The sequence below is a fragment of the Fibrobacterota bacterium genome (assembly GCA_019509785.1).
In the GTDB taxonomy this organism is placed as follows: Bacteria; Fibrobacterota; Fibrobacteria; order UBA11236; family UBA11236; genus Chersky-265.
In genome coordinates, this window is the sequence record JAEKLQ010000030.1 from 19,952 (window position 1) to 41,848 (window position 21,897).

Sequence of the window (21,897 nt, forward strand, 5' to 3'; positions counted from 1 at the left end):
TCGGCTACTGTGGATTCGTTGTTAAATTCTTGTTGGCTTTATGTTAACAGCTTGAATGGCTTGGTTTTTTGTTGATATACTCGGCCTTGTATTGTTGAAAACCTAAATGCAAAGACCATAGGCCCCATCGGAACATGATCATCCTCCTCCAGGTTATCTGCTCCTTCCTTTTCGCAACCGGCTGCTTGTTTTCCCTCATCGATATGCGGACGAAATGGGATCGTAGCTTCAAGTATTTCGGTATATCGCTCATCCTTCTCTCCTTGATGGCGGCCATCGATTTGTGGGTCCGTCCCAGCCACGCCAGCCTGGCCGACAAATTGTTTTGGGAACGAATGCTGCACGTGCTCGCGTGTTTCTTCTTCCCCTTCTCATTGGGCTACCACCTGATGATCACGCGCTGGCCGACGATCACCCCGCTGAAAATCCTGATAGGCATGGGCGCCCTCTGCCTGCCGCTGGTCTTCACCGATCCCATGATCAACTCCCGGAATGGCTCCGTCATGGGAGGGCCGCTTTACTACGCCTTGTTCTTCCCCTTCGCGCTTTTCTACATCGGCTGCGCCAATTACGTCGTCATCCGCCGTCTGAAGACGGCAGTCGGGCATGAACGGAAAATCCTCTGGTTCCACCTGGCCGGTTTCATCCTGCTCGCCGGGTTCGGCTTGATCGATATGACGGGGGTCGCCAATCCGGCCACGAGAATCATCCCCAGCTTCAAGATCATCGGCATACTCGTCTACGGCGTCATGGCGTCGCTCATCTTCGCGGAACGGTTCCTCATGATCTTGCGGGACAACCAGGCCACCTTCGCCAAGCTGGAAACCGCTTACCGGGATTTGGAACAGGTGAACGCGCTCAAGCAATTGGGGGAGTCGACCGCCATCATCAACCACGAGATCAAGAATTACATGTTCATGATCGGCGGCAACGCCCAGCTGCTCCGGGAAGCGGTCCCGCTTTCGGAGAAGGGCAGCCAGATCGTCGACAACATCATTACCTCGGTGGAGCGCCTGACCGAGTTCAGCGATGATATCCTGAAACTTTCCCGCACGGAAGTGGTGCGCGAGAAGCATCCCGTCAATCTCTCCCAGGTAATCCACGGCACCATCGAAAAGCATTTCCCCGGCCGCAAAGCCTGCTTCCAACTTTCCGGCCTCGAACGGGAACGCTTCATGTTCGGCGATTGGAGCAAGCTCGAACAGGTCTTCGTGAACATCTTCAACAACAGTTTCGAAGCCAGCGGCGGGCAGCCGGTGGAGATCAAGGTCAAGGCGAACGCCACGGACACCACCCTGGTCGTGAGCGTGGAAGACGACGGCGTGGGTTGCGATGAAATGCAAATCGACTGCCTCTTCAAGGCATTCTATACGACCAAAAAGCGGCAGGGCGGGACCGGGTTGGGCATGTCCATCACGCGTACCATCGTGGAAAGCCACGGGGGCCGCATCAGCGCCTATTCGAAAAACCTCGCGCGCAAAGGCGAGCACGGCCTCAAGCTGGTCATGACCTTCCCCTTCTACGCGAGCAAGCTGGCCGAGGAGGCGGGCCGCAAGCACCCGATCGCCTTGGTGAAAGAAGGCATGGACAACTTCGGCGATATCATCCGCGTTTTCGGGAACCTCAAGGTGAATCCCTACGTCGTCGCGGACGTGGGCGATCTGTCCGGACTGGATGTCCCTCCCGAGTCCCTAACCGTGATCGTGAGCGCCAAGGCCATGGCGGATAATTTCACCCGCCTCGCCGATTATCCGCAATTGTGCCTGGTTTCCCGCCATAAGCACAATCTCTACATCCTCGATCAGGGCCGTGGCAGCCGGCCCGAGATCTTCAGCGAGGAATACGTCGCTTCCAGCATGCTCCGCAGCCCGCGATCGCGCACCCGCTTCCGGGAACGGCAGCACCAGTTGGTGCCGTAAGCCCTCACCGCTGCCCTCACCGCTGCGCAAGCCAGCACATCCCGAGCGCGAAAAAAACCAGGTCCGCTTCCGCGAGCCACCCCGCCGCCCTTTTCCGGATTCCGCCCCCCAGATTCAGGCATAGGTAAAGGAAGGGGTAGAGGCCCAGGAACGCCAGGAAGGCCCCATGCATCCCATCCAATCGGCGCTGCGCAGTCAGTACGGCGATCAAGGCGATCCAGACGGCATCGAGGATCATCAATAGGAATTGGGATCGGCGGGCCCCCCAAGTAGTCGGCAAGGTCCTGATCCCCGCGGCCCGGTCCCCGGGTTCGTCCAGGATATCGTCGAAGAGGGTGTTGTTGAGGGTGCTGATGAAAAAGCCGGCCGCGAGCATCCAAACCGGAAATGCGCCCGCGAGTTCGCGTCCCGCCCCGAGAATGGGGACCACGAACACCGAAGCGCCCCATAGGAACGATACGCATAGGTTTTTCATGAAGATCATTTCCTTGATGCGGACCAGATGGAAACCTCTGCCCGGGGCGAACCAAGGGATGACGCGGTAGGAATAGCCGGACCCCATGGTCAGGAGCAGCATGTGCATCCAATTCAGTTTTCTTTCCGCGACCAGGGTCCCTACGCTGCCCATCAAGGCGAGGATCCCGAGATAGAAGAAGATGCGCTTACCTTGGAAGAAAAGGAAGCGGCCCAAATCGTTGGCGAAATCCTCGACCGAATCGGTAAAACGGTTCAAGGTGTAGACGCCGAAGATAATCCCCATGAAGCTCAGGGAACTGGCCGCGTCGAACGGAAAGCCAAGGTAGCGTTGAACGGAATAGACGCAGAGCAATCCCGCGGAGGAGAGGTACACCAGCGAGAAGGCGGGTTTCATTTCGGCGAATTTGATTTTTAACGCATGCATACAATACCTTTGAATTCATCCGCGGCGACGGCCATCGCCTCCGCGATTATGAACGCAAATATGTTTAATCATGCGGTCGCGACAAGGGCTAGCGTGATTTAAGTCATATCGTTACGAAGTTGAAAACGGAGAATTGATCGCCCATAGTTGGGGCAAAAAAAAGTAAACCCGGTACCGACGGGTTTTTTTACAGTGAGATAAAGGCGAAGGAGATCATTACACGGAAGTTAACAGGGAAGAAGCGGAAACAAAATACAGACTCCGCCCATCCCCCTTCTTGTCAGCAATTGGAAAGCACTAACTATGATGGATCGACCACGGTGATCCGGGCTTGATCCGGAATCGGCATTCCGGATTCGGTCGGAATGCCGGGCACGGGCGAAATACCGTCGTGGTCCGTCTCGGCGACGCCGTTCGCCGTCTTATGGACGGGGTCCATCGCCCCATGCGAAGCGGGCCCGCGACGGCGCTCATGCCTTTGCATCAAGCGGTACACGTAGGCGACCGAAACGTTCTGGCCCACCGCCTCCAGCACCTCGGGCAACAATTCCTTGGCCTTCTTGGCCTGGCCCCGGGAGACTTGCGATTGCAGGCGCTCCACCAAGGCGCGCTCCTGATCGAGGGAAAGGTACGCGCGACGGCGTCCGCCGCGTCCCTTGCGGTCGAGGCTGTCGGGCCCGCCTTGGTTGTATTGCTTGATCCAAAGCCACACCGCCTGCTTGGAAACTTGCAGGAGATCGGAGACCCGGTGGGCATGGAACGGCCCGCGTCGGGTCAGCCAGATCGCGAGGCGCTTCTTGTAGGCGTCCTGGCTGGGGGCTTCCCGCACCCATTTCGCCAGATCGTCATCGCTTAACCACGGATGGATTTGGGCTGGCATCTTCATGGGGGAATCTCCTCCGGCCCATTGTACCATAACCCTATTTTTGCTTCGCAAGCCCAAAGCCGGATTTTTTCGGAAATTTTTTATCGGCGCCCGGTCCGATTCGCTTGTTTTCGGATCCGGGGAGGCATAAAATCGAGGTTACCATGAGGGCAGAATGTCGATTTTGAATCCGGACCCGGCCTTGGACCTTAAAACGGTGCTCATCCGTATTGCTTTCGCCATGGCGGCAGGCCTGATCCTGGGGCTGGAACGGGAAAGCCATGGCCGCGCGGCGGGGCTCAAGACCACCACCCTGGCATGCGTGGCTTCGTGCCTGGCCATGATCCTTTCCGAGGACTTCTACCGGGAGTCAGTCCTGGGCGCGACCTCCGCCTTCCGGCCCGACCGCGCGCGCTTGGCGGCGGGCATCCTGACCGGCATCGGCTTCCTCGGGGCGGGGGCAATCATCCGGCAAGGGACGCTCGTGCGCGGGGTAACTACTGCGGCGGTGCTTTGGTTCATCACCATACTTGGGCTCGCTTTCGGCAGCGGCCATATCACCGTCGGCATGCTCGGCACGGGAATCGCCTTCTTCGCCCTTTATGCGTTGCCGCACATGGAGACGCGCATCAAGAAGGATTTCTATTGCAGCGTTTCCGTGGTGCTCGGCCTCGACGGGATGACGGATGACGAGATCCGCGATCGCCTGGAGGTAACGGGCGTGAAGGTGCAACGCGTTTCCTACGACTACGACCTGGCCGGGCAAAAGCGCACCCTCCAATGCGAAATCAAGCTGCGGCGGAACGACGTCACCGCGCTCTCGCGCAAGGTGGTGGCGGGCCTGACCGCCTGCCCCGGCGTCGTCCGCGTGACATGGGGTTGACGCTAGCGTGGCTTGGGGCTGACTTAGCTATGTTTGCGTCGTGGACGATAACGTCATCATTTACGCCGACGGCGCTTGCCTGGGCAATCCCGGCCCCGGGGGGTACGGAACCGTTCTCCTCTTCCAGGACAAGCGCAAGGAATTGAGCGGTGGCTACCGCCGCACCACCAACAATCGCATGGAATTGATGGCCGCCATCGTAGGCCTGGAGGCATTGAAAGCCCCCAGCAAGGTCGTGCTGTACTCGGACTCGAAGTACGTGGTAGACGCGGTGGAGAAGGGCTGGGCCCGCGGCTGGCGCCGCAACGGCTGGCGCAAGGCCGATAAGCAGCTGGCCATGAACCCGGACCTGTGGGAGCGGCTGCTTACCCTCTGCGCGCGCCACAGCGTGCGTTTCGAATGGGTGAAGGGCCATGCCGGCAACGTGGAGAACGAGCGTTGCGACGCCCTGGCCAATGCGGCGGCCTTGCTGGAGGAACTCCAGCCCGATCCGGGGTACGGTTGATCGCGAGCTCGCGTGCTGTTTGTGCCGTCCTCAACCGAGCAAGGAAACATGGAAAAGAAAACCTATAAGTACTACGACCTGGTGATGGCGGCCTTCGTGACCGTGCTCTTGTGTTCGAACTTCATCGGCGCAGCCAAACAGGCCGTGTTGACCTTGCCGATCCTGGGTAAGGTCACCTTCGGGGCGGGGGTGTTGTTCTTCCCCATCTCCTATATCTTCGGCGACGTGCTGACCGAGGTGTACGGTTACGCGCGGGACCGCCGGGTGGTCTGGGCCGGGTTCGGCGCGCTGGCCTTCGCCTCCTTGATGGCCTGGGTGGTGGTCCATTTGCCCGCGGCCGATAGCGAATGGATGAAGACCTATCAGGGCCAGTTGGAAGGCGTTTTCGGCAATGCCTGGCGCATCGCGGCGGGATCGATGATCGCCTTCTGGTCGGGCAGCTTCGCGAATAGCTTCGTCTTGGCTAAAATGAAAATCGTGACGGAAGGCAAATGGCTTTGGATGCGCACCATCGGTTCGACCTTGGTAGGGGAATTGGTGGACTCCTCCCTATTCTATTTCATCGCCTTCGGCGGGCTATGGGCCACGGGCGACGTGCTCAAGGTGGCGCTGACCCAGTACGTGTTGAAGACGGGTTGGGAAGTGGTGATGACGCCGGTGACCTACCGCGTGGTGGGGTTCTTGAAGCGGACGGAGCATGAGGATTATTACGATCGGCATACCCGCTTCACGCCGTTTACCTTGGATACTTAAGGGTGAGGCGGGTGCTGTCCGCGCGCGGCAGGGAATAAGATGAATCGTAAATTCTGGATCTCGTGCCTGAAGTGGGCGCTCACCTTATTCGCCGTATTCATGATCGCGAGGAAGATCGACTTCCATGCGATCGGGCCTCTCCTGAAGCAATGCCGATGGGGATATCTGGTCCTTTCCGCGATGGCCCTGGTGGCGGGAAGCCTGCTCGTGACTTACCGCTGGAAAATATTGTGGAATCGCCCGGAGTTGGCGTTCCGCAAGTATTTGTTTTTCGTCTACATGGGGTATTTTTTCAACTCCTTCCTGCCTTCGGCCGCGGTATCGGATGCGATCCGCGTGCTCGCTTTCGGCCAAAAATACGGAAGCCTGCAACAGAACATCGGCGTGAACCTATTCGCCCGGGGAATCGGGTTCGCGATCCAAATGGGCCTATCCGTGTTAAGCCTTATTTATTTCCGCCGGGATCTGGAGAAGTTGGATTTCTTCCGCAAAGTGAAAGTGAACTCCCTGGGCATCGTCTTGGCCGTGGCTTTCCTGATCGCCGCACTCGGGATCGTTTATTTTTTCCGCGCCCGGCTTTTCCGGCAAGCATGGGTCGTGGAAATCGTGAGGCTGCTGAAAAACCGCCGCTTGCTTTTCCTGACGACCGTCCTCAGCGCCTTGCTCCAGTTTTCCGGCATCCTCAGTACCTGGCTGGTTTTCCTGAGCGTTTACCCGGACACGAAGCTTTGGCAGATAACCTTCTTCCTCGCCATCATCCAGATTATCCTCATCCTTCCGATCAGCTTCGGGGGCTTGGGCGCCCGCGAGTACTTGTGCATCCTGTTCTTCTCCGACATCGGGGGCATGCCGAAAGACGCCACCTTCGCCGCCAGCATATTGGGCTACCTGCCGGTTTTGACCCTGGCGCTGGCGGGCGGACTATGGATGGCGTTCCGGAAGCAGAAGCTCGCCGGCGAGCTTCGCGCCGCCGGTAGGGCCGGGTAACCGCGGCCGAAAGGGCGCTTTCTTTACAGTCCCTGCATCATCTGCTATTATCCGTCGTATCAATCAACCCCGGACATCGTTCGGCTTAGGCGAAAAAATGCAGACCCTTACCTTGGCCATTCCCGCGTACAATCGGAATCGGGAAACGCGCGAGCTTTTGCAGTCCATCCTCGATGCCGGCTCCCTGCCAGATGAAGTCATCATCAGCGAAAACTGTTCGCCGGAGAGAAAGCAGCTCGCGGAAACGGCGGAGATCTACGGGAAGAAGTTCAACGAAGCCGGAGTGAAATTCTCCTACTTCGAAAACGAGAAAAACCTGGGGTACGACGGGAACGCCCGCAGCCTGTTCCGGCGCGCCACCTCGGATTGGGTCTTGCTCTTCGGGAACGATGATAAGATGCGGAAGCCCGGCGTAACGCCCGTGCGCGAATTCATAGCCGCGAACCCATCGGTACGCTTTTTCACCTGCGCCCTGGATCAATTCTACGCGGATACGGGTAAGACTTTCCACATCACCAAGCTCTTCAAGCAAGACTCCGTCGAGAAAACGGATTCCTCTTACGTATTCAGACTGGCGAGCTTCATCAGCGGCATTACCATCAACCGGAAATGGGCGCTGTCGATGGAAACGGACATCTTCGACGGCGGCCTCTTTTATCAGGTGTACCTGAGCGCCGTCGCCTTCATCGACGGGGGCTTAGGGTACGTGGCTACCCCGATCGTCGGAGGCAGAAGCGGCAATAGCCCCGACTTCGGGGCGGCGGAATCGGAAAAGAAATTCCATACGCCGGGCCGGTTCCCCGCGGCTTCGCGGGCCAGGATGTACGCATCGGTCTTGGAGATCACCCGTTACGTGGATTCGAAATACGGTTCCCAGGTGACGCCGGGCGTCATGGTGGAATTGGACTCCAGGCAGCTTTTCCACGTTTATGAAGAACTGCACCGTTTGCCCAGGGCGGAAATAAAGACGTTCTTTTCGGAAATGCGCAAACTGGGCATGGGGAAAACCCGGATCCACAAGGTGTTCTATTGCGCGGCGTATTATTTGCATCCCATCGCGCCCGTCCTCTTCCGCTTGGCGCGGGAAATGCGCAACCGCACGTAATCGCGGACGCACCGCGCCGGCATCGTAACGCGGCCGGTGGAATGGGAAAAGGAATTCGATTTACCTACTTTCCCGGGCCTGGTTGCCATTCTCACGGAACCTCAGTTTCAAAACCGGGATGGTTAAGTGTTCGACAGCCTCAGGAAAACGGTAAGGCCGCTGACCAATATCGCGCGGGCGCTCATAGACATGGTCTACGCTCCCGGTCTCTATCATCTGGCGGGCCTTAAGGCGAATGGGATAATCGGCGATCCGAAAGCGGCCTCCGGCCGCGCCCTCCCGCCAAACCCCCTCGAGACCTTTTTCGATTCCCATCGTTCGGGCCCGGGCGTCTGGAAATGGCGCCACTACTTCGAGGCTTACCACACCCACTTTTCCAAATTCCGCGGAGCGCGCCCCAAGATCCTGGAGATCGGCGTCTACAGCGGAGGAAGCCTGGAAATGTGGAAGGAATATTTCGGGGCCGACTGCGAACTGTTCGGCGTAGACATCAATCCCGACTGCCGCCGATTCGAAAAGAACAATGTCAAAATCAAGATCGCGAACCAGTCCAACCGATCTTTCTGGCGCAAGTTCCAGGAAGAGGTCGGCGGAGTGGACATCGTGATCGATGACGGCGGCCACCGGCCTCGCCAACAAAGGCCCACTTTCGAGGAGATCATCCGTTTCATCAAACCGGGCGGGATCTACCTATGCGAGGATATCCACGGGTTGCGGAATCCTTTCGCGGCTTATCTGCGGGGCATCGCCAATACCTTGAACGATAACAGTTTCAATTCCGTGCAAGCCCGGGTGAAATCCGTCACCTTTTATCCTTTCATCGCGGTGGTGGAAATCCTGGACGCGCCCCGCAAAGGATTGGTCTCGGAGAAATCCGGCGACCAGTGGATATAACGGCGGCGTCTTTTCGTCTTCGGTGAGGTCAGGGGCTCTTAGGGCTTTTACCCTGGCTCTTCCACCATTCGATGGTTTCGGCCAGGCCGGCGTCCACCGTCATCGGCGGTTTCCAACCGACTTCCCGGGTCAAGCGCCGCAGCGAGGGCAAGATTTTCGCGGGACCCGTATCCTGAAATGTCCCGAAGCGGACGTCGCCTTGGCGGCCGATGGCTTGGGCGATTTTTTCCGATAGCCCCCGGATCGAGACCGGTTCTCCGGAGCCGATGTTTATCGCGCCTTGGATCCCGCTGTCGCAAATATGCGCGAAGGCATCCGCGATGACGGCGGCCGGGAGGAAATCCCGTAGTTGGATGCCTTCGCCGCAATCCAGGCGTTCCCCCCACAGATGGGCCCGGATCAAGGCGGGAACGATGCGGACCGGCGCTTCATGGGGGCCGAACAGGTTGAATATCCGGCCCCAGGCGAATTCGATTCCCGCCGTTTTCGCGTAAGCGGCTCCGGTCAGGTAAGCGGATGACTTGGCCGCCCCGTACAAGGTGCCCGGCAGGAGGGGATCGGATTCCTCGAACGCATCCTTTCCGTTCCAATCATACTCCGCGCAACTCCCCGCGCCCACGAAGCGCTTTCCACCCGCCTCCGCGAACGCTTTCAACAGCGACAGCGTGGCGGTCAGGCAGTCCAAATTGATCGGGCTGTTCCAGAACCGGCCGGGCTCGGCGTACCAGGCGAAGTGCAGCAAATGCGTAGGACGGACGGATTCCACTACGGCTTGCGTTTGTCGGACTTCGAAGAGGTTCGCCTGATGCCAGCGGACCTGCCCCGACACGGCATCGGCCGCCGGCTTGCTGGAAAGGGCATGTACCTCGAAACCGAGGCGCTGCAACGGAACGAGGCTGTTCCTGCCCAGGAATCCGGATGCGCCCGTCACCAGTATGCGGTTGCCGGAAGACATGTTTTAACCGGGCGGGTCCGGAGAGAAAGCGGGGAAGGCCAGATCGCGATCCGAAACGACGGGATGGGAGATGGCGGGCCATTCGATTCCGAAAGCCGGATCATCGAAACGCGCGCCGCGGGCGGAGGCCGGATCATAAAAAGTGGTCATTTGGTAGGCCAATTCCGTGTTGTCGCGCAGGGTGACGAACCCGTGGGCGAACCCTTCCGGGATGTAAAGCATAACGCCGTTGTCTTCATCCAGCGTTTCCCCGTGCCATTTAAGGAAGGTGGGGGACTGCGGGCGCAAATCGATCATCACGTCCCATAACGAGCCGCGCGTGGCGCGAACCAACTTGGTTTCGGCATGCGGAGCGGCTTGCCAATGCAGCCCGCGCAAAGTGCCTCGCGCGCGATTGAAGGAAGTATTGCACTGCAGGCAGGAGGGATTAAGCCCTCTCTCGGAAAACTCCCGCGCGCAAAAGGTCCGGGCGAAATGGCCGCGCGCATCGGCTTTCTTTTCCAGCTTTATCCGGAACGCGCCGGGCAGAGGCAATTCCTCGAAGATCATTTTCCGGCGCCGCGGAAGTTCGGCAAGGGGAATCGGCGTACGGGCATGCGGCTCATGGGCTCCCTATTCCGGATTCCCGAGGGATGGGAGCGTTTGATAGCGCCCGATTTGATCCAAGGTAAGGGCCCGGAGATCGGCTCCGCGCTGCCAGCCCTGATACCAGTCGCAAGTCCATTGCAACATTTCCCCGAACCTGAGCCGGGGGCCCCAGGACAAGGCCTTTTTCGCCAGGCCGCTGTCAAGACGCAACACGCCGGCCTCGTGAGGCTGAAGGGCGTTTTCCAATTCCCAGGAAGCGCCGATCGACTTGCAAATGGCATCGGCGACGTCGCCCACCGGCCGCACATCGCTTTCCAGCGGGCCGAAATTGAAGGCCCGGGAAAAATCGGCGGCATTCCCGTGCAAACGTTCCGCCAATAGCAGGTAGCCCGACAGGGATTCCAGGACATGCTGCCAGGGCCGCACGGCCTGGGGATAACGAAGCTTGGCCTTCCTGTCGGAAATCCGCGCGCGCACCAAATCCGGAATCAGGCGATCCGCGGAAAAGTCCCCTCCGCCGATCACGTTTCCGGCGCGCGCGGTCGCTAGGCCGGTTTTGGATCCGGAGTCCGCGCTGAAAAAGCTGCGCCGCCACGAAGCGCACAAGATCTCGCAGGCCGCCTTGCTGCTCGAATAGGGATCGTAACCGCCCAACGGATCCCCTTCCGGGAAGGGCATTCCGCGCTCGGCATTTTCATAAACCTTGTCGGTGGTTACGACTACGATAGCCCGTACCGAATCGCAGGCCCGGCAGGCTTGGAGCAGTTCCAAGGTGCCCATGATATTGACGCGCCACGTCTCTTGCGGAATCCGATAGGACTCGCGCACCAATGGCTGGGCGGCCAAATGGAAAACGATTTCGGGACGCGAGCCCTCCATGGTCTGGCGGAGCCGTTCGGGATCCGCGATGTCGCCGCGCATGTCGCGGCAGTCCGCGGCGACCCCGGCGAGGGTGAAGAGGTTGGGATCGGTGGAGAGCCGGGGGGCCGAGTAGCCGGTGACCTCGGCGCCCAGGGAGCGGAGCCACAGGGTAAGCCATGAACCCTTGAAGCCGGTATGGCCCGTGAGCAAGACGCGACGTCCGCCCCAGAAGGCAGGGTTCACCAGGTCTTCCACGGAGCTTTGCCGCGGGCCCAGAGCTCTTCCAATAAATGCTTATCGCGCAAGGTATCCATCGGTTGCCAAAAGCCCCCGTGCCGGAAAGCCTGGAGCTGGCCTTCCAAGGCGAGTTTCTCCAAGGGCTGCTTTTCGAAAATGGTATCGTCACCCGGAATGACGTCGATCACGGAGGGCTCGAGGACGAAGAAGCCTCCGTTGATATACGCGCCTTCGCCGGTGGGCTTCTCGTGGAAACGGGTTACCGTGTCGGCCGCGAGATCGATGGCGCCGAAACGCCCCGGCGGCTGCACGGCCGTCAAGGTGGCCTTGCGCCCGTGGGCCTTGTGGAAGGCGACCAGCGCCTTCAGGTTCACGTCGCAAACGCCGTCCCCGTAAGTAAAGCAGAACGTCTCGTTATCCAGATGTTCGCGAACGCGCTTGAGGCGGCCGCCGGTCATGGTGCTCTCGCCCGTATCCACCACGGTCACCTTCCAGGATTCCGCGTTGCTCTGATGGACCTTCATGGAGCCCGTAGCGAGATCGAAAGTGACGTCGCAACGGTGCATGAAATAATTGGCGAAATATTCCTTGATGACGTAACCCTTGTAGCCGCAGCAAATGATGAAATCGGTATGCCCCGCTTCGGCGTAACCTTTCATGATGTGCCATAGGATGGGGCGGCCGCCCACCTCGACCATCGGTTTCGGCTTGAGATGCGTTTCCTCGCTGATACGGGTGCCGAAACCTCCGGCCAGGATTACAACCTTCATGGAAAGAGCATAGGTATTTTGAGGCGACTTTTCCATACCGCCGCGCCTGTCGATCCGGACGCCCGGGGGGAAATTAGGTAGATCCATTCCATGCCTCTCACCGGCCCGGACGATATCCTGCTTTACGACTACGACGGCCTGGTGGCCGATTTCGCGCGCCGGTTCGGCAAAGGCGAATACCATTCCGGCGCATTGTTCCGCGCCCTCTACCGCCGCGCCGAAGATGATCCGGCTGCGTTACCCGAATTCTCCGCCAATCCGTCCCTGGCCTCCGCCGTCTCCAAGGCGTTCGGCTACCGCCTCCCGGAAATCTCTGGTCGCAGCGGCGACGGGGATACCTACAAGTTCCTCCTCAAGCTGCGGGACGGCTACGAGAGCGAATCCGTCGTCATCCCCATGAAGCAATACAAGTCCTTGTGCGTTTCGTCGCAAGTGGGATGCAAAATGGGTTGCACCTTCTGCGAGACCGCGCAGATGGGCTACCTGCGCAGCCTGGACGCGGGCGAGATCGTGGCCCAGGTAATGGTCGCGCGCCACGTGCTCAAGGAGCCCATCGAGAACGTCGTCTTCATGGGCATGGGCGAACCCATGGATAACCTGGACAACGTGCTCCAGGCCGTGCGCATCCTTTCCGATCAGCGCGGGCTGAACATCGGGCAATCCTCCATCACCATTTCCACCGTCGGCCACGTGGACGGCATCCGCCGCCTGGCGGAGCTGGCCCGCAAGCCGCCCCCCGAGGGCTTTTCCCGCCTGCGCCTGGCGGTGAGCCTCAACGCACCCAACGACGCGGTGCGCTCGCGCATCATGCCCATCAACCGCCAATGGCCTCTGTCCGAATTGAAAGCCGCCCTGGCGGATTTCCCCTTGCATCGCCGCGGGGATTTCCTCTTCATGGAATACGTTCTCATCGCCGGGGTTAACGATACCCGGGAGCATGCCCGGGAGGTGGCGGAATACCTGCGAGGGCTCAAGGCCTGCGTGAATCTCATTCCCTACAATCCCCGGCGGGACTCGCCTTTCGCGCGGCCGGAGCGCGAAGCGACCGCGAACTTCTTCCATTGGCTGATGGAGGCGGGCCAGTACTGCCGGGTGCGCGGCACCAAGGGCAAGGACGCGATGGCGGCCTGCGGGCAGTTGGGGAACCGGGAGCTGAAGCGCTCCCGCAAGACCGCTTGACCTCCGCCATGGGCGCTTTCCATGATCTTGCGCGGTTGGCCTATTCCGCCGAACGCGCGGCCGCCTACGCCTACCAAGGCCACGCGGCCAGCGTACGCGACGCCTTCGAGAAAAGCGATCTCCTGCGCATCGAAAAGGAGGAGTGGCTGCACCGGGAACAGCTCGGCCGCATACTAGGCAAGCTCGGCGCGCGTCCGTCCCCGTGGTTGGAGATCAAGTACGCTTTTATCGGTAAGGCCATCGGTTTGTCCTGCCATATGATCGGAAGGTTCATGCCGATGTATTTCGCGGGCCGCCTGGAAAGCGGAAACGTGATGGAATACGTGGAGATGGAAATCCTGGCGCGCGAACACGGCATGGAGGATGAGCTGGAGTGCATCCGTGAAATGGCGCGGGTGGAGAAGACCCATGAGGTTTTCTTCCTGGAGAAGGCCCAGGAGCACTGGGCCATGGGCCTTTTCGAAAAGCTGTTCGGCTGGGGCCGCGACCGCAGCTATAACGTGCTCAGCTATGAACCGTTCGTAACCTCGAAGGAAAAGATCAGGACCTGAGGATCGGCTTGGTCCCTGGCTTATCGGCGGATAGGCGCCTAGCCCGCTTCGGGAACCGGCTTACGCGCTTTCAGCCATACGAACAGGCCGATGGCGAATACCATCATGGCCGCGCAAAGCTCCTGGCCGCGGGAGAACCGCCCCAAGAGGACGAAGCCGAGCTGGCGATCCGGTTCGCGGAAGAATTCGATGAAGAAGCGCACGAAGCCGTAGAGGAAGATGTATGCGGGGAACATTGATCCCTTAGGCGATTTCAGGCGGCGTAGGAAGAGCAAAACCAGGAAGATGAAGAAGCCCTCGAAGAAGGCCTCGTACAATTGGGACGGATGCCGCAGCAGATCGGGATCGGGGGAGAGCGGGAAGTACATGCCGATGGGCCGGTCGGTCACCCGGCCCCAGAGTTCGCCGTTGATGAAATTCCCTAAGCGACCGAAGACGTATCCGAGGGGGGCGATCGGGAAGAACAGATCGCAAAGGTTCCAGAAGTCGGCGGGCCGCCCGTCGGCCGTCTTATGCTTGCGGCAGAACAGGTATCCGCCCACGATGGCGCCGGTCACGCCGCCATGATAGGACATGCCGGAGATGCCCGTGAAATGAAACCCGCCATGGAAGCTGAAGGGGATGATGACTTCGAAGGGATGGGCCGCGTAATACTTGAGGTTATAGAAGAGGACATAGCCCAGCCGCCCGCCCGCCAGCACGCCGATGAAAGAATAGGTCAGCAGGTTCTTGAGGAACTCCACGTCGTAGCGATGGAAGCGTTCTTCGTTACGGCAGCGGGAACGGGCGAGGAAGTAGGTTACGGTGAAGGCCACCAGGTACATGAGGCCGTACCATTGGATGCGCAAAGGCCCGAGGTGGAGGAGAACGGGGTCCAGGTGGGAAGGGAGATGCTGCCACCAATAGAGGAATCCGCCCATGCTTGCCTTCCAAGCCCCTTATGCGATGGGGCTCCTTCGTTTTCGATCCGACCGAAAGTAGAAAAATTCCTAGCTTAGCCTCCCATGCCGGGCCCCCATAAGGACGCCATCACCGCCGCCGTCCGCGGCGTGCAGGAACGGATCTCCGCCTTCCTTTCCGGCGAAGACAAATCCTTCCGCGAGGACGCGTGGACCTACGCGTCGGGCCTTGGGGGCGGAGTCACGCGCACCTGGGAAGACGGGCCTTTGCTGGAGAAGGGAGGCGTGGGCTTCTCCGCCATCACCGGTTCCTCCTTGCCGCCCGCGGCGGCCACCCAATTCAGGATCGCGCCCGGCACGCCTTTCTACGCCACCGGCGTCAGCCTGGTCATGCACCCCCGTAACCCGCATGTTCCCACCATCCACATGAACGTCCGCTACTTCGAGGCGGGCGACGTGTGGTGGTTCGGCGGCGGGGTGGACGTGACCCCGTATTATCCGGTGGAGGCGCAGGTGATCGGTTTCCATCGCGCCCTCCGGGACCTGTGCCTGCGCCATGGCCGGGATTACCTGGCTTGGAAGGATGCCTGCGACGCGTACTTCTTCCTCAAGCATCGCGGCGAGCCGCGCGGCGTGGGCGGCCTGTTCTTCGATCATCTGCGCGAGGACAAGGAGAAGGATTTCGCCTGGGCCGAAGCGCTCGGGCTGGCCTTCCCTGATCTTTATCGGCCCTTTCTGACCGGAAGGGACATGGCCGTCAGCGAGCGGGAGCGGGACTTCCAATTGTACCGCCGCGGGCGTTACGTGGAATTCAACCTGCTCTGGGACCGCGGCACCCTGTTCGGATTGCAATCCGGCGGGCGCACCGAATCCATCCTCCTGTCCATGCCCCCCTTGGCCAAATGGACCTACGGCTGGACGCCCGAGCCCGGCAGCCCGGAAGCGCGCCTGACCGAGCATTTCCTGAAGCCCCAGCCTTGGGCGGACCTGTAGCGGGTGGTCTTGCGGGCCGCGGCGGTTCGCGGTAAGCGCCGATTTCCCGGACCGGATCCCGGTTGCCCATCCGGCCCCAAGTCGATATATTCAGGGCCTCAGTGCCCCGGACCCTAAGAGGAGAAAAGCATGACCTGTTCCCGTGGTATGGCCTTCGCCGCCCTTTTGTGCCTCGCCCCCGTCCTCGCGTCCGCCGCTCCCAAATGGGACGTAGGGCTACGGGCGGACATCTTCGATGACAACTACAAGCTCGGCGTGGGCGGGGAGTTGGGGGTTATCGGCTCCGCCAACGACGATTGGGACTTCGGCTTGCACCTGAACTACAACCATTTCGCCCCCCAAACCGACGGCTGGAAAGCCGCCGAGGAGTTCGGGGGCTACGTAGCCGCCTACTGGAAGCCGAAAATAGACCAGGCTTTCTGGTTACGCCTGGGGCCGCACGCGGGTTACTCCCACGTCGTGAACCATTACGTGGATCTGGGCGGGGATGCCATGGCCGTTTTCAAGGCGACCCCAACCCTCGATTTCTACGCCGTGGTGGTGCCTTCGTTCTTCATAGGCAAGAACGCCCAAGCCATGACGCGCATCGGGCTGGGGCTCGAATTCCACGCCGTGGGGCCTTAATCATCCGATCATGCAGGAACCGGAGAGACTGCTCGCGGCCCCGAAATACCGGGCTTGGAAGCGCACCGTGGAAGCCAACGGTTGCGTCTTCCGTAAAGTGGAGCTGCTGGCCGATTGTTGCAAGCAGGATGGCTCCCTGCTCTTCGCGCTCCTGAAGACCCGCATCGAAGATCCCGCCGGCCGGCCCTTGCCGGCCTATGCGCTCTTGCGCGGGCATGCGGTGGTGGTCGTCACGGAGGTCGCCGACTTGGAGACGGGCGAGAGGAAATTCCTCATGCTGCGCCAACGGCGCGTGGGGAGCGGAGCCGAAACCCTGGAGTTCCCGGCCGGCATGGTGGACGAGAACGTGGACGACCCCGCCGCGGTGGCCATCCGGGAGTTGCACGAGGAGACGGGACTGGAAGTAAGGCGCGATCAATTGATCCGGCTGAATGAGCGGCCCTTGTATACCTCTTCGGGCCTGGATGACGAGGCCATCCACTTCTTCGGCTGCTCGCTGGACCTCCCCTCTAAGGAGTACCAGGCCCTGCAAGGCGGCGCCCGCGGCAAGGCGGAGGAAGGCGAGTTCATCCGCCTGGAACTGTGGGATCACGATCAGGCCTTGCCGCATATCGATTCGGTGCAGGTGAGGCTGGGCTTCTGCCTTTGGCGCGGGCGGCCGCGAGGGGCCTTCTGAAGAAAATCCTTCTCCGCCTCTATCATACCCTGGTCCGATGCGCGCGGCTGAGGCCCGTCCAGGTACGCAAAGCGTTCCAAGTCTTCGCCGAGCCCATCTCCGCCTTGTTGTACTACGTGGCGCTGAAAGGGATCCGTTCCCCGATCCGCATCGGCCTTAAGGGCGGCGGTTCCTACCGGTTGGAGTTCGGGGACGATTTCCTGGTCCTATGGAGCGCCTGGGTGGATGAGGAATACCCGCTCGCGGGCGGGGAGGCGGTCATCTTCGATGCCGGCGCCAACCTCGGCGCGTTCGCGCTCTACGCCGCCCATACCTGCCCCCGGGCCCAGGTGTATGCCTTGGAGCCGGTGGCGACCACCTTCCGGAAGCTGGAGGGGAATCTGGCGTCCGCGCCCGACGCATCCAAGGGCCGCCGCATTACGGCGCTCCAGGCGGGCGTCGCGGGAACCAGCGGGGTCCGGGAAATCTACGCCGCCGAACGGAGTCCTTATAGCAGCTTCTACGCGGGTGGGGCCGGCGCTGCTGGCGCGGCGGGCGTCGCTAGTGCGGCGGGTGTCGAACAGGTAAAGGTACTGAGCTTGGCGGACTGGATCGAGGCGGCCGGGGTTTCCGGTCAGGTCGATTTCCTCAAGATGGATTGCGAAGGGGCCGAGATGGAAACCCTTCTGGGAGCGGGCCCGGAAACGCTGCGGCGCTTCAACCGCATCATCTTCGAATTCCACGAGATCTCGGGCATCCCGTATGCGCGCGTGGCGGATCATTTGTCCGCCGCGGGGTTCGTTTGCCGGAGCAGCCGCCGCGATCCGCGCTCCCGCACCGGCATCGCGCGTTTCGACCGCGCCTGAATCGCGGTTTTTCTGGCTAGATTTCGCGCATGCCGAAGTCACGAACCATAGCCGCTCCCGCCCTGCGCCTCCGCGATTTCACCGAGTCGGTCATCCGCGAGCAGACGCGCATGGCGCATCTGCATGGGGCGGTTAACCTGGCCCAGGGTTTTCCGGATTTCCCCTGCGACCCGGCTCTCAAGGAATTCGCCCGCGCCTCCGTCGACGGCGATTTCAACCAGTATTCCATCACCTGGGGCATGGCCTCCCTGCGCCAGGCCATCGCCAAGAAGGTCGGGGCCTATAACGGGATCCAGGCCGATCCGGACCGTAACGTTACGGTTACCTGCGGGGCGACCGAGGCCATGATCTGCGCCTTCCTCTCCACCTTGGATCCGGGCAAGGAGGTCATCCTCTTCCAGCCCTTCTACGAGAACTACCATCCGGACGCCTACCTCTGCGGGGCCAAGCCGGTGTACGTGACCTTACGGGAACCGGACTGGTCCATCGATGAGAGGGAACTGGCGCGCGCCTTCAACAACCGCACCGCGGCCATCGTCATCAATACGCCGCACAACCCCACCGGCAAGGTCTTCACCCGGAAAGAGCTGACCCTCATCGCCAAGCATTGCCAACGCTGGGGAGTGAAAGTGTTCTCGGACGAAATCTATGAGCATATCCTGTACGATGGGTCCGTGCACGTGAGCCCGGCTTCGCTGCCGGGCCTGGAAGATCTCACGGTTACCATCGGCAGCGCTTCCAAGACCTACGGCATCACGGGTTGGCGGGTAGGCTGGGCCGTGGCGGATGCGCGCCTCACCGACGGCTTGCGGCAGGTGCACGACTTCATGACCGTCTGCGCGGCGACGCCTTTGCAGGAAGCGGTGCGCGGGGCCTTAGGGCTAGGTCCCGGCTTCTACCAGGAGTTGGCCGAGCATTACCGGGCGCGGCGGGATTTCCTGGTCGCCGGCCTGGAGGCAGCCGGTTTCCATTGCCATGTTCCCAAGGGCGCCTATTACGTCATGGCGGACGTCGCCGATTTGATCAAAGGACGCTTCCGGAACGATGCCGAGTTGGCCCGCCACCTGGTGGAGAAAACCAAGGTGGCCGCCGTTCCCGGCAGCTCATTCTATAAATCCAAGGCGCTCTCGGGCCGCGCCGCCGCGACGGTCGCCCACAAGCTGCGCTTCTGCTTCTGCAAAAAGGAAGAGACCTTGGCGCTGGCGGTGGAACGGCTGGGGGAATTCCGCCGCTCCCTGTGATTTTTCCCGCTAACGGCCGCGTTTTGGGAGAGGGTCTTACGGCCTCTGCGCGGCATCCAGGCGCGACATCACTTGTTCCATCCGTCGTTCCGCCTGCGTTGCTCCCGGTTCCATGCGGCCTTCCGTCCCGGTTGGCCTTCCTTCCTCCCGCCCCTTCGGGACGGCCCTGCCGCGCAATAAACCTTCGACCCTATCGCGCAGGCCCCGGTTTCCCCGTATCTCCAATGCGGCCGGGAATTCCGGCGGCTCCATGGAGGCTTCCAGCGGGCTCCGCAGCAAGGCCTTGAGTTCCGCGCTCGCGCATTCATCCGGCCAAATCGCGCCCAGGCGGCCCAGTCGCTGCAAGGCGCGCGGGGGCATGCGGGCGGCCCAGGCATCGGCCCGGGAGGGGCGGCCGCGCAGGTTGGCCAGGAAATGCATCCAGATCGAACGGCGCCGGTACCAGGGTAACTTGCGCGTTTCCCGGTAGCCCCACCAGGATGCGGGCGGGTTCCGCAACGCCAGCGCCGAAGGAAGATGGACGGGGAAAGGGCGACGGGAATTTTCCGCGCCGCCGCCCGGACCTGCGTTTCCGATGGCTTCGCCCGCCGGGCCTATCTTGGCCAAGTACAACTCCAGATTATTCTCGAAACGGCGATCGGCAATGCGCGCCCCCAAGGCCGCCGCCGTGGGGACTTCCAGCAAGGGATTGGGCAAATCGTCCAACTCCCCGTAGCGATCATAAAGCCCGATAGGAGCAAGGCCCGCGTCCGCGAGGGCCCGCAACCAATAGGCCGCCCCTAGGCGCGCCTCGCGCGCATGGAAAAAGGTATCGACCAAGCGCGCCGGATGGGAGAGGACGTCATGCATGGGGGCGAGGCGGGCGCGTAGGGCGGGGGAGACTTCGGCCAGGGCCTGAAGCAGGGACCGGGCCGGCTCGCGATCGCCGGGTTCCGTCCCTTCCAGGCCGAGAAGTGCGAAGGCCCTTTGCAGGTGGCGGATCCAGGTTCGCGCTTCGCTATTGTAAACCATGATGCGAGCCGTTCCACCGGGAGCGAGCAGGCGGGCGATGCGCCCCAAGGCCGCCGCGGGCCGGGCCATATGATGCAGCACGCCATAGCAATCGACATGCGCCAATCCTTCCGGAAGCGGGATATCTTCGTCCCCGAGATCGGCCCGCAGCCATTCCATCGCGCGCATGCGCGGGAGACAGCGAAGCCGCGCGCGCCTAAGGCTGCGCGCCGACAGATCCATCGCTATAAGACCGTGGCGGCGCGGCTCCCAGAAGGTGGATAGATAAGGGAAGACGTCTCCGCACCCGGCCAAGAGCACGGCGGGCGCCGGGGCGCGCCGCAGGGACGGTTCCAAGCCGCGCTGCTCCAGCACGCGCGCCGCGAAGAGGGAATTGGAAGCGTAGGCTTCTTGGCCGCGCAAGGGAAGGAACAATCCGTACGCGGGATAAGGAAACGCTTCGTACTGAGCGCGCACGTGCGCGGCCACATCCGATCCCTTGGCATTCATACGCTTCCATTGTAACGCTTTTGGATTACATTCTCCCCCATGGCTATTCGCATTTCCCGCGTTTATACTCGCGGCGGAGACAAAGGCAAGACATCCTTGGTAGGCGGCGTCCGCGTGGACAAGGATTGCCGGAAATTGGAAAGCTACGGCACCGTGGACGAGCTGCTTTGCCTGGTGGGCACGGCGCGCACCGTCCTTTCGACCATCCCAGGCCGCGTCTCCGGCGCCAAGAAGGCGTCCTCCGCCAAGTCCCCGGTGGGACAAAAGGCTCCCGCCTCTCCCGCCTCTCCGGCCGATCTCGAAGCCCAATTGCGCCGCGTCCAGAATCGCCTGTTCGATGTCGGCAGCCTGCTCGCCACCCCGGCCGGCCAAACTTATCCCGGCATGCCCACGCTCTCCGAAACCGATGTCTCGACGCTGGAAAAGGAAATGGACTTGTTGCAGACCGTGCTACCGGTCTTGGATTCCTTCGTCCTGCCCGGCGGGTCCCCGGCCAATGCGGCTTTGCATCAATGCCGCGCGGTGTGCCGGCGGGCCGAACGCGAGGCCCTGCGGCTGGCGCGCGAAGAAGCCGTCGATCCGCTCCTGCTGAAATTCCTGAATCGCCTGTCGGACTGGTTCTTCGTGCTGTCGCGCTATGCGGCTTGGCTGGAGGGCGCTCCGGAATACCTGTGGGAATACGGCGCGAAGAAAGGGAAAGCGAACCGTGCGACCATGACCGAAGCGGCCGCAGCCGAAGGGTCAAGGGGCCGGGCCGTCAGGAAACCGCGTTCTCCCTGACGGTGCTCAGCATCGCCCGTACGGCATCGGTGAACGAGCGCGGCGTGAAGGGCTTGAGCAGGAAACGTTCGTTGGCGTCGGCGCGGTCCGCGAGCCGGTCCGCCTCTTCCTTCCCCGACATGTAAAGCACCTTGAGCGTCGGCAGACGGGACCGTAGGGCCTGGGCCGCCTCGAAACCGTCCATCCCCGTCCCCAGGTTCACGTCCGTGATCAGAAGCTGGATCGATCCGCCCCTGGCCTCCATGAGATCCAGGGCTTCCTCGCCGTCCTGGCAGGAGAGCACTTCGTAACCTGCCAACCGCAACAGGGTGCGCAGCAGGCTTCTCACCGCATCCTCGTCCTCGATTACCAGGATGGTCCGTACCTTATCTTGCATGCCTACCCCA

General features: G+C 61.3%; 24 protein-coding genes. 15 read left to right on the plus strand and 9 right to left on the minus strand.

What is annotated here, in order from left to right; translation table 11 throughout:
• The first annotated feature begins 134 nt into the window (after window positions 1–134).
• Window positions 135–1,919: a GHKL domain-containing protein gene (locus tag JF616_07175; protein MBW8887525.1), complete on the plus strand. Its 1,785-nt coding sequence runs from the start codon at window positions 135–137 to the stop codon at window positions 1,917–1,919.
• 16 nt (window positions 1,920–1,935) lie between these two features.
• Here JF616_07175 and JF616_07180 read toward each other — a convergent pair whose 3' ends face one another.
• Window positions 1,936–2,820 carry a UbiA family prenyltransferase gene (locus JF616_07180; GenBank protein MBW8887526.1) on the minus strand — a complete coding sequence of 295 codons (885 nt, stop codon included), beginning with the start codon at window positions 2,818–2,820 and terminating at the stop codon, window positions 1,936–1,938.
• A gap of 301 nt (window positions 2,821–3,121) precedes the next feature.
• Window positions 3,122–3,706 (minus strand): hypothetical protein, encoded by a 585-nt coding sequence (locus JF616_07185; protein MBW8887527.1) that lies wholly within the window; start codon window positions 3,704–3,706, stop codon window positions 3,122–3,124.
• A gap of 154 nt (window positions 3,707–3,860) precedes the next feature.
• Between JF616_07185 and JF616_07190 the strand changes: the two genes are divergently transcribed.
• The 6 genes from JF616_07190 (at window position 3,861) to JF616_07215 (ending at window position 8,812) form a co-directional block, all read left to right on the plus strand.
• Window positions 3,861–4,568 carry an MgtC/SapB family protein gene (locus JF616_07190; GenBank protein ID MBW8887528.1) on the plus strand — a complete coding sequence of 236 codons (708 nt, stop codon included), beginning with the start codon at window positions 3,861–3,863 and terminating at the stop codon, window positions 4,566–4,568.
• A gap of 40 nt (window positions 4,569–4,608) precedes the next feature.
• Window positions 4,609–5,073 (plus strand): ribonuclease HI, encoded by a 465-nt coding sequence (gene rnhA / locus JF616_07195; GenBank protein ID MBW8887529.1) that lies wholly within the window; start codon window positions 4,609–4,611, stop codon window positions 5,071–5,073.
• Between the two features lie 48 nt (window positions 5,074–5,121).
• Window positions 5,122–5,826 carry a queuosine precursor transporter gene (locus tag JF616_07200; GenBank protein MBW8887530.1) on the plus strand — a complete coding sequence of 235 codons (705 nt, stop codon included), beginning with the start codon at window positions 5,122–5,124 and terminating at the stop codon, window positions 5,824–5,826.
• A 39-nt stretch (window positions 5,827–5,865) separates the two neighbouring features.
• Window positions 5,866–6,813: a flippase-like domain-containing protein gene (locus JF616_07205; GenBank protein ID MBW8887531.1), complete on the plus strand. Its 948-nt coding sequence runs from the start codon at window positions 5,866–5,868 to the stop codon at window positions 6,811–6,813.
• A gap of 97 nt (window positions 6,814–6,910) precedes the next feature.
• Entirely contained in the window at window positions 6,911–7,918 is a 1,008-nt protein-coding gene (locus JF616_07210) for a glycosyltransferase family 2 protein (GenBank protein ID MBW8887532.1), read from the plus strand.
• Between the two features lie 126 nt (window positions 7,919–8,044).
• Window positions 8,045–8,812, plus strand: a complete 768-nt coding sequence (locus JF616_07215) for a class I SAM-dependent methyltransferase (protein ID MBW8887533.1) — start codon at window positions 8,045–8,047, stop codon at window positions 8,810–8,812.
• A gap of 28 nt (window positions 8,813–8,840) precedes the next feature.
• Here JF616_07215 and JF616_07220 read toward each other — a convergent pair whose 3' ends face one another.
• The 4 genes from JF616_07220 to rfbF all read right to left on the minus strand — a co-directional run bounded on the left by JF616_07220 (window position 8,841) and on the right by rfbF (window position 12,223).
• A complete protein-coding gene (locus JF616_07220; GenBank protein MBW8887534.1) occupies window positions 8,841–9,767 on the minus strand; it encodes an NAD(P)-dependent oxidoreductase in 927 nt (308 codons plus the stop codon).
• A 3-nt stretch (window positions 9,768–9,770) separates the two neighbouring features.
• The gene (rfbC, locus tag JF616_07225) at window positions 9,771–10,316 is read right to left on the minus strand and encodes a dTDP-4-dehydrorhamnose 3,5-epimerase (GenBank protein ID MBW8887535.1); all 546 of its coding nucleotides are present in this window, start codon (window positions 10,314–10,316) and stop codon (window positions 9,771–9,773) included.
• A gap of 63 nt (window positions 10,317–10,379) precedes the next feature.
• Window positions 10,380–11,471: a CDP-glucose 4,6-dehydratase gene (gene rfbG, locus JF616_07230; GenBank protein MBW8887536.1), complete on the minus strand. Its 1,092-nt coding sequence runs from the start codon at window positions 11,469–11,471 to the stop codon at window positions 10,380–10,382.
• Window positions 11,456–12,223: a glucose-1-phosphate cytidylyltransferase gene (gene rfbF, locus JF616_07235; protein ID MBW8887537.1), complete on the minus strand. Its 768-nt coding sequence runs from the start codon at window positions 12,221–12,223 to the stop codon at window positions 11,456–11,458. Before rfbF ends, rfbG begins: the two co-directional genes overlap by 16 nt.
• A 90-nt stretch (window positions 12,224–12,313) precedes the next feature.
• Between rfbF and rlmN the strand changes: the two genes are divergently transcribed.
• Window positions 12,314–13,402 (plus strand): 23S rRNA (adenine(2503)-C(2))-methyltransferase RlmN, encoded by a 1,089-nt coding sequence (gene rlmN, locus JF616_07240; protein ID MBW8887538.1) that lies wholly within the window; start codon window positions 12,314–12,316, stop codon window positions 13,400–13,402.
• Entirely contained in the window at window positions 13,399–13,953 is a 555-nt protein-coding gene (locus JF616_07245; protein MBW8887539.1) for a ferritin-like domain-containing protein, read from the plus strand. Before rlmN ends, JF616_07245 begins: the two co-directional genes overlap by 4 nt.
• A gap of 38 nt (window positions 13,954–13,991) precedes the next feature.
• Here the strand turns inward: JF616_07245 and JF616_07250 are convergent, their stop codons facing one another.
• The gene (locus tag JF616_07250) at window positions 13,992–14,873 is read right to left on the minus strand and encodes a prolipoprotein diacylglyceryl transferase (GenBank protein ID MBW8887540.1); all 882 of its coding nucleotides are present in this window, start codon (window positions 14,871–14,873) and stop codon (window positions 13,992–13,994) included.
• A gap of 84 nt (window positions 14,874–14,957) precedes the next feature.
• On the opposite strand from JF616_07250, the gene hemF reads away from it, so the two are divergent.
• The 5 genes from hemF (at window position 14,958) to JF616_07275 (ending at window position 19,231) form a co-directional block, all read left to right on the plus strand.
• Window positions 14,958–15,845, plus strand: a complete 888-nt coding sequence (gene hemF / locus JF616_07255) for an oxygen-dependent coproporphyrinogen oxidase (protein ID MBW8887541.1) — start codon at window positions 14,958–14,960, stop codon at window positions 15,843–15,845.
• A gap of 129 nt (window positions 15,846–15,974) precedes the next feature.
• Entirely contained in the window at window positions 15,975–16,469 is a 495-nt protein-coding gene (locus JF616_07260; protein MBW8887542.1) for a hypothetical protein, read from the plus strand.
• 10 nt (window positions 16,470–16,479) lie between these two features.
• Window positions 16,480–17,145, plus strand: coding sequence for an NUDIX hydrolase (locus JF616_07265; GenBank protein ID MBW8887543.1), 666 nt, complete (start codon window positions 16,480–16,482; stop codon window positions 17,143–17,145).
• On the plus strand, window positions 17,115–17,990 hold the full coding sequence (locus JF616_07270) for an FkbM family methyltransferase (protein ID MBW8887544.1): 876 nt from the start codon (window positions 17,115–17,117) through the stop codon (window positions 17,988–17,990). The genes JF616_07265 and JF616_07270 overlap by 31 nt, the downstream gene beginning before the upstream one ends.
• 29 nt (window positions 17,991–18,019) lie before the next feature.
• Window positions 18,020–19,231 (plus strand): aminotransferase class I/II-fold pyridoxal phosphate-dependent enzyme, encoded by a 1,212-nt coding sequence (locus JF616_07275; protein ID MBW8887545.1) that lies wholly within the window; start codon window positions 18,020–18,022, stop codon window positions 19,229–19,231.
• 36 nt (window positions 19,232–19,267) lie between these two features.
• On the opposite strand, the gene JF616_07280 is transcribed toward JF616_07275, so the two are convergent.
• Window positions 19,268–20,731, minus strand: a complete 1,464-nt coding sequence (locus tag JF616_07280; protein MBW8887546.1) for a methyltransferase domain-containing protein — start codon at window positions 20,729–20,731, stop codon at window positions 19,268–19,270.
• 45 nt (window positions 20,732–20,776) lie between these two features.
• Between JF616_07280 and JF616_07285 the strand changes: the two genes are divergently transcribed.
• Window positions 20,777–21,511: a cob(I)yrinic acid a,c-diamide adenosyltransferase gene (locus JF616_07285; GenBank protein ID MBW8887547.1), complete on the plus strand. Its 735-nt coding sequence runs from the start codon at window positions 20,777–20,779 to the stop codon at window positions 21,509–21,511.
• On the opposite strand, the gene JF616_07290 is transcribed toward JF616_07285, so the two are convergent.
• Complete coding sequence (locus JF616_07290) at window positions 21,489–21,887, minus strand: response regulator (GenBank protein MBW8887548.1); 399 nt, start codon at window positions 21,885–21,887, stop codon at window positions 21,489–21,491. The genes JF616_07285 and JF616_07290 overlap by 23 nt on opposite strands.
• Window positions 21,888–21,897: the final 10 nt, after the last annotated feature.